The sequence below is a fragment of the Aliikangiella marina genome (assembly GCF_007004765.1).
Classification (GTDB): domain Bacteria; phylum Pseudomonadota; class Gammaproteobacteria; order Enterobacterales; family Kangiellaceae; genus Aliikangiella; species Aliikangiella marina.
Genome location: NZ_VIKR01000005.1, coordinates 100,655 through 115,302, shown reverse-complemented (window position 1 = coordinate 115,302; position 14,648 = coordinate 100,655). Strand labels below are relative to the sequence as shown.

14 protein-coding genes are annotated in these 14,648 nt (G+C 40.9%); 9 read left to right on the top strand and 5 right to left on the bottom strand.

What is annotated here, in order from left to right:
* Window positions 1–85 precede the first annotated feature (85 nt).
* On the bottom strand, window positions 86–649 hold the full coding sequence (locus FLL45_RS17790; protein WP_142943401.1) for a peroxiredoxin family protein: 564 nt from the start codon (window positions 647–649) through the stop codon (window positions 86–88).
* 246 nt (window positions 650–895) lie between these two features.
* Here FLL45_RS17790 and FLL45_RS17785 point away from each other — a divergent pair, with 246 nt between their 5' ends.
* The 3 genes from FLL45_RS17785 (at window position 896) to FLL45_RS17775 (ending at window position 2,655) form a co-directional block, all read left to right on the top strand.
* Window positions 896–1,432: a cytochrome b gene (locus FLL45_RS17785; protein ID WP_142943400.1), complete on the top strand. Its 537-nt coding sequence runs from the start codon at window positions 896–898 to the stop codon at window positions 1,430–1,432.
* 27 nt (window positions 1,433–1,459) lie between these two features.
* Complete coding sequence (locus FLL45_RS17780; RefSeq protein WP_142943399.1) at window positions 1,460–2,029, top strand: YceI family protein; 570 nt, start codon at window positions 1,460–1,462, stop codon at window positions 2,027–2,029.
* 203 nt (window positions 2,030–2,232) lie between these two features.
* A complete protein-coding gene (locus FLL45_RS17775; protein ID WP_142943398.1) occupies window positions 2,233–2,655 on the top strand; it encodes a hypothetical protein in 423 nt (140 codons plus the stop codon).
* Window positions 2,656–2,720: 65 nt separating this feature from the next.
* On the opposite strand, the gene FLL45_RS17770 is transcribed toward FLL45_RS17775, so the two are convergent.
* Window positions 2,721–4,466, bottom strand: a complete 1,746-nt coding sequence (locus FLL45_RS17770; protein WP_185964532.1) for a PspC domain-containing protein — start codon at window positions 4,464–4,466, stop codon at window positions 2,721–2,723.
* Window positions 4,459–4,797, bottom strand: a complete 339-nt coding sequence (locus tag FLL45_RS17765) for a PadR family transcriptional regulator (protein WP_142943396.1) — start codon at window positions 4,795–4,797, stop codon at window positions 4,459–4,461. The genes FLL45_RS17770 and FLL45_RS17765 overlap by 8 nt, the downstream gene beginning before the upstream one ends.
* Before the next feature lie 306 nt (window positions 4,798–5,103).
* Between FLL45_RS17765 and FLL45_RS17760 the strand changes: the two genes are divergently transcribed.
* The 5 genes from FLL45_RS17760 to FLL45_RS17740 all read left to right on the top strand — a co-directional run bounded on the left by FLL45_RS17760 (window position 5,104) and on the right by FLL45_RS17740 (window position 10,635).
* On the top strand, window positions 5,104–5,658 hold the full coding sequence (locus FLL45_RS17760; protein ID WP_142943395.1) for a hypothetical protein: 555 nt from the start codon (window positions 5,104–5,106) through the stop codon (window positions 5,656–5,658).
* 121 nt (window positions 5,659–5,779) lie between these two features.
* The gene (locus tag FLL45_RS17755; protein ID WP_142943394.1) at window positions 5,780–6,496 is read left to right on the top strand and encodes a hypothetical protein; all 717 of its coding nucleotides are present in this window, start codon (window positions 5,780–5,782) and stop codon (window positions 6,494–6,496) included.
* 184 nt (window positions 6,497–6,680) lie between these two features.
* Entirely contained in the window at window positions 6,681–7,637 is a 957-nt protein-coding gene (locus FLL45_RS17750) for a patatin-like phospholipase family protein (protein WP_142943393.1), read from the top strand.
* 80 nt (window positions 7,638–7,717) lie between these two features.
* On the top strand, window positions 7,718–9,745 hold the full coding sequence (locus FLL45_RS17745) for a transporter substrate-binding domain-containing protein (RefSeq protein ID WP_142943392.1): 2,028 nt from the start codon (window positions 7,718–7,720) through the stop codon (window positions 9,743–9,745).
* Window positions 9,746–9,996: 251 nt separating this feature from the next.
* Entirely contained in the window at window positions 9,997–10,635 is a 639-nt protein-coding gene (locus tag FLL45_RS17740) for a LysE family translocator (RefSeq protein ID WP_142943391.1), read from the top strand.
* A 165-nt stretch (window positions 10,636–10,800) separates the two neighbouring features.
* Here FLL45_RS17740 and FLL45_RS17735 read toward each other — a convergent pair whose 3' ends face one another.
* Together FLL45_RS17735 and FLL45_RS17730 are read right to left on the bottom strand one after the other, a co-directional pair.
* Entirely contained in the window at window positions 10,801–11,469 is a 669-nt protein-coding gene (locus FLL45_RS17735) for a hypothetical protein (RefSeq protein ID WP_142943390.1), read from the bottom strand.
* Window positions 11,470–11,481: 12 nt separating this feature from the next.
* Window positions 11,482–13,548: a winged helix-turn-helix domain-containing protein gene (locus FLL45_RS17730; protein WP_142943389.1), complete on the bottom strand. Its 2,067-nt coding sequence runs from the start codon at window positions 13,546–13,548 to the stop codon at window positions 11,482–11,484.
* A 138-nt stretch (window positions 13,549–13,686) separates the two neighbouring features.
* Between FLL45_RS17730 and FLL45_RS17725 the strand changes: the two genes are divergently transcribed.
* Complete coding sequence (locus FLL45_RS17725; protein WP_142943388.1) at window positions 13,687–14,610, top strand: CE1 family esterase; 924 nt, start codon at window positions 13,687–13,689, stop codon at window positions 14,608–14,610.
* Window positions 14,611–14,648: the final 38 nt, after the last annotated feature.

Here is a 14,648-nt window from a genome sequence, read left to right as displayed (position 1 = left end):
CCAAAAGTTAATGAAGGTGGGAGTGTGCCAGCGCAGCATTGAGCTGGCACTTAGTGATGCAAAAAATCTGTCGATCTTGTGGTTTTTATTGGTTTTTCAGCTTTTCATACAAATCGCTGATCACCACGCGATGTTTATACCCTTGATAGAAATACTTGTAAGTTAAGATACCGCTCTTATTAACCACCATAACACCCGGAAATGGGATACCGTAATGTCGATGACCGGGCTCATAATCAGTATTGAGAACCTCAAAACTCTTCATAGTTTGCTGATTCTGATCGGCAATCAATGCATACTGAATGCCTTCCTTCTCCGTAAAGCGCTTTAACACTTCCACAGAATCATAAGATATTGCGACTAAATTGTAGCCGAGTTCAGCGAACTTATTATTCCATTTATTAAACTCGATCAAATGCCGCTTGCAATAGGGGCACCAATCTGCCGAACGATGAAAAATTAGAATAGTTCCTTTTTGACCTGATAGTTGCGCGAGGTTTTGAGCACTTCCATCGATACCGATAGCACTCAGCGCGGGTACCGGCTGATTAATCGGCACGCCCGTATCTTTTTCTTCTAAAGTATTTGCGGATATCTGCATATGAATAGCGACAAAAGCCGCAATCACTAGGAAATAAAATCGTTTCATGGGTTAATTGATTACCTCTAAATTGGCTGCAATCTCTCTCTAGGGATAAGATCACGATTAAAACTGAATCTAAGAGTACTTACTTGGCACAATGTTACACTTCCTCAGCTAACTTTTTCATCCTACTCAGTTTGTCTCATTTGTGCACCACTCCTTGTCTGTGTTAAAAACAATTAATGACTAAGCTGAATGACCGTTAGTAGACGCGATACTAGCCTTCTTCAACCGAATATGACTTGGAATACTATGCTAAAGAATTCACCCAAAAAGTACGGATTAGTCGCCAAATTCCTTCATTGGCTTACCGCTATCACCGTAATCGCGTTGTTTGCGGTCGGCTTGTGGATGGTAGACTTAGATTATTATGATGCCTGGTATACTAAAGCTCCCTATTATCACAAGAGCGTTGGAATTTTACTTGGCCTCCTGATGGTTCTGAGGATGCTATGGCGAATCAGTAATACAACGCCTGTGCCGCCGAAAAATCACCAACTTTGGGAAATTCAAAGTGCGAGATTAGCGCATGGTCTTTTTTACCTGCTGATTTTCTTGATGATTATTAGCGGTTATTTAATCTCTACCGCCGATAATCGTTCAATCGATGTAATGGGTTGGTTTGAAATCCCCTCTCTAGGCTCATTAATCGATAACCAAGAAGATACGGCCGGTTTAATCCATGAGTGGCTAGCTTACGTATTGATCGGTTTAGCAAGCATTCATGGAATTGCCGCGCTAAAGCATCATTTCTATGACAAAGACGAAACCTTAAAGCGAATGATTTGATTCATCTATTAATTATTGGAGATTAAAATGAAAATAATAGGTTCAGTATTTTTGATTATGTTGCTCGCAAGCTTTAGTGCTGCGGCAGCGGAATATCGAATCGATGATCGCGGCGCACACGCGTCGATTAATTTTAAAATTAAACACCTTGGCTACTCTTGGCTTACCGGTCGATTCAATACTTTCTCGGGAACTTTCAATTATGATGCCGAAAATCCCAATGCCGCTTCTATTAAGGTCGATATTGACGTGACAAGTATCGACTCCAATCACGCAGAACGCGATAAACATTTACGTGGCAGTGATTTTTTAAACGTCGACAAGTTTCCAAAAGCTAATTTCAACAGCACTAAAATCACCGATAAAGGCAACGGTAAAATTGAGGTTGTTGGCGAATTGACCTTACATGGCGTGACCAAATCTATCACCATTGATGCTGAAAAAATCGGCGAAGGTAAAGATCCCTGGGGCGGGTATCGAGCGGGATTCGCTGGGGAAACGAAAATCAGACTTAAAGATTTTGGTATGCAAGAGCGCTTAGGACCAGCGTCAACAGAGGTCTACCTCGACTTACATGTTGAGGGGATCCGCAAATAAATACTTCGATTTCAATCGTATTGATTTTCAGAAACAGCAGTTTTTGAAGTGAAGGGAGCCGAACGCTCCCTTTTTTAATTGACACTGCAATAAGTTTCCTCGTTCGCAATCTAATCGAATTAGTCCTGAATTGTATTTAAGGGACTATTTCGCTAAGCTGCGCGTTGATAAAAGACAGTAGATGTTAAACAAGGAGCAATCAAATGCATACACCGGAAGGCGCTGGCGGCACTAGCGGAGGGGTTGGTCGCTATTTGGCTGGATTAATCATGATGTGTGTAGGCGGTTACATATTTCTATCGAAGGTAATCGTGACGACTGGCGCTTTAGCCGCCGGTTTTGGTTTCGGTACACGACTCTATGCTGCCGGCGGATTCGGTATTACCGGCGGGATGATCTTCATACCGTTTATTATCGGCATCATTATGATCTTTTGGAACAGTAAAAATCCCTTTGGTTGGTTACTCAGCGGCCTAAGTATCATTGCACTCATTGTAGGGATTATCGTCAATATTCGAATGACCCTCATGCCCATGAGTGCTTTTGATATTATTGTACTTATTGTATTGATGGCGGGTGGCGCTGGTTTATTTTTTAGCTCCTTGAAAAACTTTTCAAATAGCTAATTAAATGCACCAAAATAAAAGCCCATATCGAACCGAATGGGCTTTTTTGATGATGATTATTATTTTTACCGATCAGCAAGTGATAAAGAAATATCATCTTGCGCTTTAATCGCAATCAAATGCTCGACATAACTATGAAATTCACCTTTCACAGCATACTCAATACTAATTTCATTGATTAGTCTTTCAATTTCCGTCAGATTGCTAACAAACAAACTGCGATCGGGTTGAAGGAATTCTCTAATCTGATCGATACCTTGGCTATCATTCATAAATGCGCGATCAAAGCGATAGTTGTCGGTTACAGAGTTGCGAATATTAGTCGGGCATCCCCATGACTCACTGATAAAGAACTCTTCACAAAATTTGTCGTTTAATACTTGTCTTTCATTGTCGCTTAACTTATTGCGATAAGTCTCTCCAATTTCGTGTAAATACTCACCACTTGATAAGTAAGAAACCTCCTCTTTCGATTTAGACCAATAATAGCGAGTATAATACTGGTAACCATCGTTATCGTGCTTAACAACTAGCGGCCAACGACTATTCAAGGTGATCCCTTGAGGTACTTCGATGGTCACTTCAATGTCTTGGCCTCGTCGCAGCGCATCTTGTTTAAGGTTCCAATAGTGATCAAGTTTTAAAACATCTTTATCAAAAGTGTAAAAATAATCGACCGCCTTTATGTTCTCTCGAGCTGACTCTTGGGTTATGCCGTTACTAGAATAATTGATCGCTAGGTTTACCTGCTGCTCTCCATCCTTATGAGTTTTAATTCGATATCTTACCGTTCCTGCGTAATCATTCATCTCATCATGTTCGACAAATGCGAGTGTTAATTGCGAAGACTGAAGGTTAAAGGTTTTATCGACCAGTTCATGAGCATGCTCTTTATGGGTATAGTTGAGGTAAATAGTTGCAGCAATAATCATCGTTACCGGAACTAAAGCACCTCGCTTTAATTTTTTATCAACCGGCCTTACTGGTTTGGGCAAGTAGTATTCGCGAATATAAACCATCAGCCCAACAACGATAAGGTAAATTACGCCGCCACTGAGTATCCAAGCAGTAAAATCGCTAAAAAGTTGATTTCGATTAAACTCATAAATCCCGCTAAAGAGCAGTAAGCTTAATAATACTAAACCGATTGCAAAGAGGTTTTTAATTATCATAAAGTACCCTTGTTTACGCTTCTTAAAATGGTTAGTAAAAACAGTTAGCAGCGCTCCCAAGATACTAAAAGGTAAAAAAATCACACGCTGAACTTGAAAAAGTGGGCTCTCTTTTGCTGGTTTTATTTGCGTAATCTCACTCGCGGTAGGTCGCTTACCTTGTGCTGATAAAGCATCTGCTCTTGAAGTATTCTTACTAAGCGATATCCAAAAAATTAAATATAGAACGACACCTAATCCAAAGACCACGCTTAACGCTAAAAATATTACTCTCAAAATAAATGCTGGAACTCTCAGTCTTTGTGATAGTCCAGAACAAACACCGGCTAAGATTTTATTTTGTTGATCGCGATAAGCTCTTCGCGGAATTTCCTCATCGGAAATCTCGCCATTAATAAACCCTACTTGCTCAATGACTTCATTTATTTGAGTGCGAGTAACGGCTTTCTTTTCATCAGAACGTAATCCATAGAGTAATTCTGCAACTCGCAATTCAATGTCACTGAAAATATCGTCTGCAAACTCTTCGCTTGCGAGTTGCTGACGAATTTGTTTAAGGTAATCTTTTAAAGTTTGATACGCGTCTTCGTCGATCCAAAATACTTGACTCGCGATCTCAATACTTACGACTTTATTCACTTTGTTCCCCTCTTCGAATAGTTTCGACAGATGTGGTAATGTCCTGCCAAGCCGAATCCAGTTGTGCTAAAAAAGCAGCCCCCTCTTCAGTTAAAGAGTAATACTTTCGGGGTGGGCCTGAATCAGATTCCTCCCATCGATATTGCAGCAACTTGCCTTTTAACAGACGATTGAGCATTGGATATAAAGTGCCTTCAGTGACGATTAAATTTGCCGCTTTTAGGCGCGTGATGAGCTCTGCAGTATAAATTTCGTTGTCAGCCAATAGGCTGACAATACAAAATTCCAAAATGCCGCGTCTCATTTGTGTAATAGTATTTTTTGCTTCCATGAACCGACTATAGCGCATGCTACCTTGTAATACAAGGTAGCATGCGCCAAAATTCGCAAAGATTCGCTAAAAACGGCCAAAAAAACCATAACTAATTGATTTTATTGACTATATTAAAAACAAGCATTAGTGATTTTATGCTTTATACTTAATACAGGTAGTGATTGGTTGTCTTACACAACCCTAGATTAGTGAATTCAGTTGTTCTCATCAGGCGTTTTTTTAATTTTCAACAACAACAAAAAGTACTTTTCAGTGCTGTTATTTCTGACGGTGGTCTGCTCATTACCATCCCAAAGTGGTGAGATGCCTTTGTTAACGGTAACAGGCTCGAATGCACTTTCCGAAAATATGCCCGAATTAGAAAAACAAGTTCGTCAAGCCCTTAGCAATTCAGGTATCAATTTTGAGTATCAACTACACCCGAATAAAAAATCACTCGATTTGGTCAAGAAAGGATTAGTTGGTTTAGATATCGCAAGAAATCCAATTGCTTATAAAGGCAATTCTAATCTGATTCAATTGCAACCCGTTCTATTTACTTTAAATCTCGTCAAAATTACCTCAACTGCAAATCAAAAGAAATGTGCCTATAAGCAATCAAAAGAAAGTCAATTGACCTTAGCGGGGATTCTAGGTGCAGAATTTTACCGTCATTTTTTTCAAGATTTTACTGAGTATACTGAACTGGATACGCCAGCGGATGCCCTTAGATTTGTCGCTGTCGGCCGAGCAGATTTTACTTTTATTCCAGAAAGCGCTTTTGATCAGTTATCGTCAGAGATACGCAACAAGTTACATATTTGCGAAAGCTTTAACCGCGAGTTAAAGTTTTACTCTTACCTCCATAAGGACTTCTGATGGGCTAAACCCTATGTCGAAAATGCTTACCGAGAAATGTTTAGCCAGTAGCTTTAGTATCCAATTGATAAATGAATAGCTTAATCAAATCGATAATAATACCAACAAGTTAACAACTTTCATGAAACTGTTTGACTGTCACTATTACTTACATACTCCAGTTCAAATTTGGGCAAGAACACAAGATTATCGCCCCGTTATTATTTACTTTGCCAAAGGCGAATTGAGTGTCGATGTCGGTTTACCTAACGAAGACCATGATACGTTTGACGACTTGTTTGAAATTTTTAACGCTCCCGTCAATAGCGATTACAACGACGATGATTTTATCAGTATTGAACGAATTAAGGAGATTTGTCATTCGATAGATGAAGTAACCTTGCTAGCTAAGATAGAAAAACAGATCGAGGAATATCATCATCAATGGATAACCAATTTTGACGCCGTTAAACAATACCAGACCGCTTTTGGTCCATTATTTACACTCACAATCGGTAATAACATACCTTGGAAGACTCCCTATATTAATCGCGTTGGTAAACCCCATTGGGAAGCCAAGTTCTCTGATCATTTTGGGAGCGGACTTTATCTCTATTTTTATCGACAGACCGATAAGCAGAAAGTCAAATTTTGTTTATTCAAAAACTTACACGCTGAGGCGATTAAACCGCTTGAACTCATAAAAAAGATCAGTGTTGTTTACGGAGCGACTCGATTCGGCGCTGGGGGTGCAGGAAGAAGCGAACAGATTTGTCAGAGTGACTACCTCGACCCTCATAAAACAGAATCGACCATCAACCTATTAATCGATGAGCTTAACAAAATAGCTAACCATTAAAGAAACAGAATTCGTCTGTCGCCATTGTTTTATTGTTCGCCGCTGTTAATAACAATTTTACGACTGATTCGTTCACACTCGATTTAAAAACGACTTTCATCTATAAGAACTCAGTCATTGTAAGCGATGATATTTTCCTATATTTTATGGTTAATCTTGTAATCTTATTTATTTGCTGGCATTCATGACAGATTTAGAAGCTTCCAACAATACAACGCCCAACAACCTGGCTCACGACAATAAAAAACTGGGGATCGCGCTCGGTGCCGGGGCTGCGAGGGGAATCTCTCACCTCGGTGTCCTCAGAGGTCTGGGTGAGAAACAGATTGAGCCGCAAATTATCGCAGGAGCCTCTGTGGGCGCACTTATCGGTGCCTGCTATGCCGCCAATCAGTTTGACGAAATAGAGGATTGGTTTAAATCCCTAAACTTGAAACGACTGGTCGGTTTTCTTGATCCTAAACTCACTTCGCGTGGTGGGCTTGCGGACGGCGCACAGTTCGTTTCCTATATGAAAGAGACTTTTGGTGATATTTCATTTTCTGATCTAGATAAGAAACTTATTGTTGTCGCTACCGATATGACAACCGGTAGAGAAGTCTGGATCGAATCGGGTTCTGTTTGGGAGGCAGTCCGTGCATCCATGGCTTACCCCGGAGTAATTTCACCCGTTAAGTGGGATGGCCAATACCTTCTTGATGGCGGCCTGGTTAATCCTGTACCGGTTATTGCTTGTCGCGCAAAAGGCGCAGAGAGAGTTATTGCTGTCAACTTAAATACTGAGTTACTCGGCTCAAAAAGAAAAATGCCGAACGAAAAACCTGACAAAAGCGGCGAAATTATTGAACAAAGCTTAATGGGAAGATTTTCTGAAAAAGTGATGGAAAAAGTAAATCCCCTATTAAATAAGAACGGCAAAGAAAAGATGCCATACAATACTGTCGATGTGCTGTCATTCGCAATCAACATTATGCAAGACAAAATTACCAGAAGCCGACTAGCCGGAGAGCCACCAGATGTCATGCTTTCTCCGAGATTAGGCCACATTGGTATGTTTGAAGTCGATAAGTTTGACGAGATTTATCAAGAAGGTTCGAGAGTAACGGGAAATGTTGACTGGCAAGAAGAGCTGTCGTTTTAGCAGCTTTCAACAACATTAGTTGAATCGAAAATACGCATAAAACGAATTCCTACATTAATTAAACAGTAAAAAACTTACCTATGAAAAAACTCATCTATGCAATCTTAACCAGTTTAATACTACTAGGCTGTGATTCAACCAGTCCTAGCAAACAAAATAAAAATGATGAGGCAAATAATGAACAAGCGAGTGAAGCGATTGCTCCTCTCGCTACAACAGCACTAAAAACAACAGCGGCAAAACAAACAAGTACGAGAATTCCCAATCAATTAAGAAATTGGCAAGCAATCAAAGCTTCAGGCACTATTCGAGCACTGAAACTCGCTTTTGAGGAAGAAGATTCTTTACCCCGACTGGGCAGCTCAACACTGTATCACGAAGAGTTACTGAAACAATTTGCAGACAACCATCAGCTCAAGATCGAGTGGATTTTCGCCGATAACCTCACCCAAATGTTTGCTATGCTGGCCAATGATGAAGCCGATCTAATCGCCCGACATTTAACTATCACTAAGTCTCGCCAAGCATCAATGCTATTCACTTTGCCTATCAAGAAAGATAGGGAAGTAGTCATTACTCGCAAAGAAAATGCAGCAAAATTAACCGATAATTTAATCATTACTGTTCCTAAGGACACTGCTTACATCGAATCCATTAAACGTCATCATCCAAACTGGCAAATTAATACCATTGATGAGTCACTCAGTGCAGAGCAAATTTCAGATGCGCTTATTGCGCAACAATTTGATTACAGCGTCATTGATAAATCAGCCTATGACACGCTAATACAATATCGACAAGATATAAAAATCATTGCAACGCTCCCGACAAAAAGCCAGCTAGCTTGGGTGGTTAATTTAGGCAACACTTCCGTTTTAAATAAAATCAATGAATTTATCGCGCTACAACATGTCGCTGAAGTAGAGTCTCAATCGAGGCAACTCGATCTCGATCGAATGAAAAAACAAGGGCTCCCGCTTAGAATGATTACTCGCAATAGTCCGGAGACCTACTTTTTACTACGGGGCGAATTAATGGGGTTTGAGTATGAACTCATGAGGGAGTTTGCGAAGCGCAATGCTCTCAAACTCGAAATTATTGTCGCCGACTCATTAGATGAAATGACTACCCTGTTAAGAGAGGGAAAAGGCGATATTATTGCTGCTGGATTGTCAAGAACAGCGGAAAGGAAATCCGAAATCGACTTAGCATTTAGTATTCGATACAAACGAGTCTCTGAGCTAATGGTCGCCCACAAAGACTCGGCACCGATAAACGCCTTGGCTGATTTAAAGGGCAGAACCATTAATGTACGGCCGACCAGCGCCTTCTGGTCGACCGCTCAAGAGCTTGCCAAGGAGTATGGCGCTAATGTTGCTTCAGTTGAAGAGACAATATCGACTGAGATGTTAATTGGTCAAGTTGCCGAACAAACTATCGACCTAACAATTGCAGACAGTAATTTAGTGAGTATTGAAATGCAGTTTCGAGATGACATCGTTACCCCCTTAACACTTAACGAATCAATCCCCTATTCATATTTAGTCAGAAAGAACAATCCTAATCTATTAAATGCCATTAATGGATTTATTCGTAAGGAGTACCGAAAAACATTCTACAACGTAGTCAAAAATAAATACTTCTCCGATCAGAAACGCCAACAAAGACATCGAGAGCAAAGAATTACTCAAGGCTCAACGCTATCTCCCTTTGATGATATCGTGAAAGAAAAATCATCAAAATTTCAATTTGATTGGCGACTAATTGTTTCACAAATGTATCAAGAAAGTCGCTTCAATCCAAAAGCAAAGTCCAATGCTGGCGCGCTTGGTCTAATGCAAGTACTCCCGAGGACAGGCAAGGAGCTTGGGTTCACAGACCTCACCGATCCAGTTCAATCAATTCATGCAGGCGTTCAATACATGAATTGGACTCGACAAAGGTTTAGCCAAGATATGCCAACTCAAGAACGGTTATTTTTTGCATTGGCCGCTTACAATGCGGGATTTGGACATGTACGAGATGCTCAACGAATTGCGAAAGAATTAAACCTCGATCCGAATAAGTGGTTTGGCAATGTTGCTTTTACAGCAACCGGCTTACTATAAAAAGGCCCGTTTCGGTTATTGTCGAGGAAGTGAAGCGGTTAACTATGTCAGGCAAATCTATCAAAGGTATCTAAGCTACATTGACATCACCCAGTCATAGTAAACGGCCTATAAGATGGTTATTGAACAATAATTTAATATTTTACGAGTATAAGATTTCAAAATCAGTTAGAATGCCTTGCCTTAAAAAAAGCACTCGTAGGATTACAGCGTAATCAATTGATTAAAGCACTTTATTTAAGGACAATGCCATGGATATCAATACTATTCTTACTTTTGTCGCCGTCGCGACTCTATTAGTCATTTCTCCTGGGCCAAACGGCTTTCTCATTGCTAAAACCGTTCCTGTGTCAGGTCGCAAAGCTGGATTCGCTAATGTATGGGGATTTGTTGCGGCTTTTTACGTCCACGGTACCCTTTCTATTTTTGGCATCTCGTTGCTTTTGGTTCAATCTTCACAGGCTTTTATTATTTTCAAGATGCTCGGCGCAGCTTATCTAATTTGGATCGGCATTAAAGCCCTCATCAGTGCCTTTGAAACACCCAAAGTAACCATTCAAGTAACTAGCCTACCAGACAATCGACCGGTCAAAACTCTGACAGCCTTCGCTGAAGGTTTTTTAACTAATGTACTCAATCCGAAGGTGTCTATGTTTTACTTGGCTGCTTTTCCCCAGTTTATGGGGATCGAAGAAAGCACACTAAACGCTTACGCATTAGTAACCGCCCACTCTCTGGTTAATTTAATTTGGTTTTCAACAATGGTAGTGCTTTTGGCTGGAATGCGAGGCATTGCAAATAATCAGAAATTTAAGAAATGGTTAAACGCGACTACCGGGGTAATATTTATCGGATTCGGGTCAAAGCTCGCGTTGATGAGAAGTGCATGATCAAAACATTAAACCCAACTCTGCAATCATTGCTACTTATTCGTACCTGATGATCGCAGAGAGTGGTTTTCCTTGGTGAGAGATTCTCGTTCGCCCATTCTCGCTAACCAATAGTCGCTTTTCTATATTTTCATTTTGGGCAACGTACCTATGTCATTCAGGCGACTAATTGGGCATGTAAATCCGATAGAAATTAAGAAAGTTTTCAATCTGATCATTAATCGCTTGGATATTTTCATCGGTGAGCTTTAACAGTAAATAATTACTATCTTTATCGATCGTCGGAATAAACAGATATCTCGCATAGCGTGGCTCAAATCCATGCGTTGCTGGTTCTAGCTTTTCTATTTCGGTAACGAGCTCAGGCGGATAGCATTCACCGACATAATATCCATTTGCCAGCTTTTTGTGTTTTGTCGGAAACCACTCTCTATCCGACACGAGGAAATCTTCAAATTCAGCTTCAGAGCAAAACAGTTTAGCAATATGATCTCTATTTAAGTTTGACTGAATAGACATGACAACTCGATCCGCTCGATTTAAAGAATGTTTAGACTTGCCATGAGGATCATAGTTAATCGTCACTTGGTATCCATCGAAATCCTTTACATAAAGATGGCTATCGATCTCAGTGAACCCATTAGGGATCAGGGCTTCCTCAGTCTCCTCAAAAAAAGTAACAATGAAGAATCCAAGAATAACGACGAAAGAGCCAAAAATTAAAGCCCTCACATACCCGGGATGCTCAGTTGTTGATATTTGTTGTTGGAGGACATTGGTCACAGAGAAAATGAGCAAACCAATAAGAGCAATAGCCAATACAATATAAATCATAATTAAACTCTTCTATTTCAAGCGTATCATCTGAATTTTACTTTCTGCATTACTTTGAATCGTCAACAGAATCTCATTATCTTTAATTGAAAAAGTTGCACTATGATTCGCTAATATCGGAAATATCTGTGTTGACTCTTGGGCGGCAAAATCAAAAAAGAACACGCCTTTTTCATTCGCCCTGTTGCGAACATAGTAAATTCCATCTGCAGACATTTGCCAGCTCATCCAATTAATGACTTCAAAATCCTCTATGACTAATTCAGGCTGCACATCCTTATTTTCTGGTTTTAATCGCCACATCCCCGGTTCGTGCAGTCTAGAGAAATATACGAAACCATCTGTTGATTGCGCCGCACTATAACCACCTTTTGTGGTAATTGGTGAGTGCTCACCAGTTGCCAAGTCCAGTTGCCAGATTTGCCACTCGCCAGTTTTTTCTGATGAATAAAGGATCGCATCACCTTTATTGGACCATTGACTGACATAGGGTCGGTGAAAACGTTCTATTAACCGTTCAATTTTGCCATTTTCCGTATCTATAGCAAAGATTTCATCATTGAATTCAAACAAAATCGATTGATCATCTGGCGCCCAGCTTAATCGGGTATTGGCTAGTGACACGGGCGACTGCGAAAGCTGCCGGTGATCACCATTGGATTCTCTAATCCAAATTTGATTGCTACCCGTTTGATTAGAAAAATAAGCAATTTTTAGTGAGCGATTGGCAAAACTCGGGCGCTGCTCAAAAGCTGTAGAGCTCGAGAGTAATTCAGGCTTCTGAGGATGATCTAATTGATATTTAACAAGATTACGATCAGCTTGTCCCGTGACAAAAAACACTTGCTCATCATTTGCTGAGACACTAAAGTCGCCGGTAGCCTGGCCCACAGGATAGACCAAAGTCTTTTCCTGACTTTCAAGGTCGTATCGATACAGCTTATCAGCTTGTTTGATCAATAGGTCATCTGAACCACCAAACCAACTCACCTCGTCGAACTCTGCAGCTAAGAATTGTTGCGACAACAAGCTATCATTATCCATATCATAAATATTGAGCTGATGGTCGTGAGTCGGACGGTATCTGAGCACTGCGAGACGATGATTGTTCGCGCCTCCGAACACCGAGAAATCACCACGCGAATTGCCATTTTGAGGAGGCAGCGTTACTTGTGAGATACGTTTTGAAGTCAACGAATAACTGAAAACAGCATAAGGTCTATCTAAAGACTTTCTATCATTAAAATAAAATTTATCACTGGCTGGATGCCATACAAGATAGGGAAATGCGCGATCCCCACAATCGACAATCTTTTCTTGCGACGCTACTTGATAACTCGAACTTAATGAAAGCAGGTGAATTTCGCATTGACGCTCATGCTGATTATTCCAGCGGCTCAATAACAATGTGCGAGAGTCAGGACTCCAGGCAAAGTTGAGGATCACTTGCTCACCTTCAACAACCGGATAAAACTCGCGGTTTTCTAAATTCATCAGATAGAGGTGATATGACTCACTGTCACGGTGCCGGTATTTAAAGGCGAGACGCTCGCCATCAGGCGAAAGTCTCGGGTTCCGCTCGACTCCAGGGAGTTCGGTTAATGTCTCTACGACAACCGCGTCAATATCAATTGGCCGATTAAGCAGGTCATAAAAATAATTAGCGAACAGCGCTAGGCTAAAGAAAACAAAAGTAGCGACCTTAAATATTGTTGTGTCAAAAGGGATATCTCTAAAGGTAAACGATTTGACTCTGTCGCCAACCGATCCTTTAAGATTTAAACGATAACCAACCCGCGGTATGGTTTCGATGTTGGCTATATTATCAGGTTCTTGTTCAATAAGTTTTCTGACTTGGGATACACACCGAGTGACCGCATTGTCACTAACTACCTGATGATCCCAAACAACTTTGAGTAAATCTTCACGAGTCACGACTTGATTCTGTTTTTCATGAAAGTATTGAATAACTTCCATCACCTTGGGCTCAACCTGAAGCTTAGTATCACCCAACATCATTTGATGTGCCTTTACGTCAAAAACTAGCTTTCCAATTTGCAACTGAGTCTTCACAGCCATCACTGTCAACAGTTAATTAAGTTATTGATTTTACATGCTATCACAACTCCATCACTTGTTCATCACGGCTTAGTTATCGCCTCTTTTTTGTGGGTTTTTTAAGCTGGCGACTGGTCTTTTCAAAACAGGAATATTTCAATGGCACAACCCAATAACTCGTCCCATTCGACTACCGTCGCCTTTATCATCGGCGTAATTTTAATCCAACTCCTTGTCGCTTGCGGCGGCGGTGGGGGGAACAGCGGAAATGAACCGCCACCACCGCCGCCTCCTTTATCAGCTTGTGGTGCTGCAGTTGAAGGCGCTACCTGTAAAACAATTGAGGTAGAATCGATTGGCGAACGCCATTTCTACCTTTATCAACCAGCTAACCAACAAGGCACATTACCGCTTCTAATTTTGTTGCATGGTGCACCGGGTACTCCAAGAACCATCAACAGTTTTATCGACGGCGTTAACTTTGCCGAAGAAAACGGTTACTTGCTTGCAATTCCGGTTGGCGAAGGCGATTTTGCTTGGAGTAGCCAAGTCACCGCTAATTCTGCAATCAGCAAAGACTCACTTTTTGTGAGTGCGATAATCAATGACTTAGTCACTAACCATCAAGGTGATAGCGACAATGTTTATATTACGGGCTTTTCCGCAGGTGGCTTTATGATCTATCAACTCGCCTGCGAAATACCCGAGCAGATTACAGCAGCGATGGCTATCTCTGGCCAGTTTAGGGGAGAGCAACAAGCTTGTGATGCAGCTGCGCCAACTAAAATTCATCATGTGCATGGCACCAACGATCCCGATGTACCGCTGAATGGTCGTCAAGATGGTATTGCGTCCGTTAGCGATACCTTGGCCATTTGGGAAGCGGTCAATAACTGTGACTCGACAACAACCATTTCAGCGGAGTTTGTCATCACCAGCGATGGCAAAACGGCCACTACTCGTCGTTACGATAATTGTGCGTCTGCACTTGAGTACACCCAAGTCGCACTGGGAGAACACGACGAAAATTATGATTTAGTGGTGCTCCATCAAATGATGATAGATTTCTTCCGCAACGATTGATAACTCGCTAACTTCGTTACTTATTTCAATGCTTATTC

Bases quoted from the DNA above. Each gene is read 5' to 3' on its own strand.
- FLL45_RS17790 (WP_142943401.1), bottom strand. From the start codon at position 649: ATGAAACGATTTTATTTCCTAGTGATTGCGGCTTTTGTCGCTATTCAT.
- FLL45_RS17785 (WP_142943400.1), top strand. From the start codon at position 896: ATGCTAAAGAATTCACCCAAAAAGTACGGATTAGTCGCCAAATTCCTT.
- FLL45_RS17780 (WP_142943399.1), top strand. From the start codon at position 1,460: ATGAAAATAATAGGTTCAGTATTTTTGATTATGTTGCTCGCAAGCTTT.
- FLL45_RS17775 (WP_142943398.1), top strand. From the start codon at position 2,233: ATGCATACACCGGAAGGCGCTGGCGGCACTAGCGGAGGGGTTGGTCGC.
- FLL45_RS17765 (WP_142943396.1), bottom strand. From the start codon at position 4,797: ATGGAAGCAAAAAATACTATTACACAAATGAGACGCGGCATTTTGGAA.
- FLL45_RS17760 (WP_142943395.1), top strand. From the start codon at position 5,104: ATGCCTTTGTTAACGGTAACAGGCTCGAATGCACTTTCCGAAAATATG.
- FLL45_RS17755 (WP_142943394.1), top strand. From the start codon at position 5,780: ATGAAACTGTTTGACTGTCACTATTACTTACATACTCCAGTTCAAATT.
- FLL45_RS17750 (WP_142943393.1), top strand. From the start codon at position 6,681: ATGACAGATTTAGAAGCTTCCAACAATACAACGCCCAACAACCTGGCT.
- FLL45_RS17745 (WP_142943392.1), top strand. From the start codon at position 7,718: ATGAAAAAACTCATCTATGCAATCTTAACCAGTTTAATACTACTAGGC.
- FLL45_RS17740 (WP_142943391.1), top strand. From the start codon at position 9,997: ATGGATATCAATACTATTCTTACTTTTGTCGCCGTCGCGACTCTATTA.
- FLL45_RS17735 (WP_142943390.1), bottom strand. From the start codon at position 11,469: ATGATTTATATTGTATTGGCTATTGCTCTTATTGGTTTGCTCATTTTC.
- FLL45_RS17730 (WP_142943389.1), bottom strand. From the start codon at position 13,548: ATGGCTGTGAAGACTCAGTTGCAAATTGGAAAGCTAGTTTTTGACGTA.
- FLL45_RS17725 (WP_142943388.1), top strand. From the start codon at position 13,687: ATGGCACAACCCAATAACTCGTCCCATTCGACTACCGTCGCCTTTATC.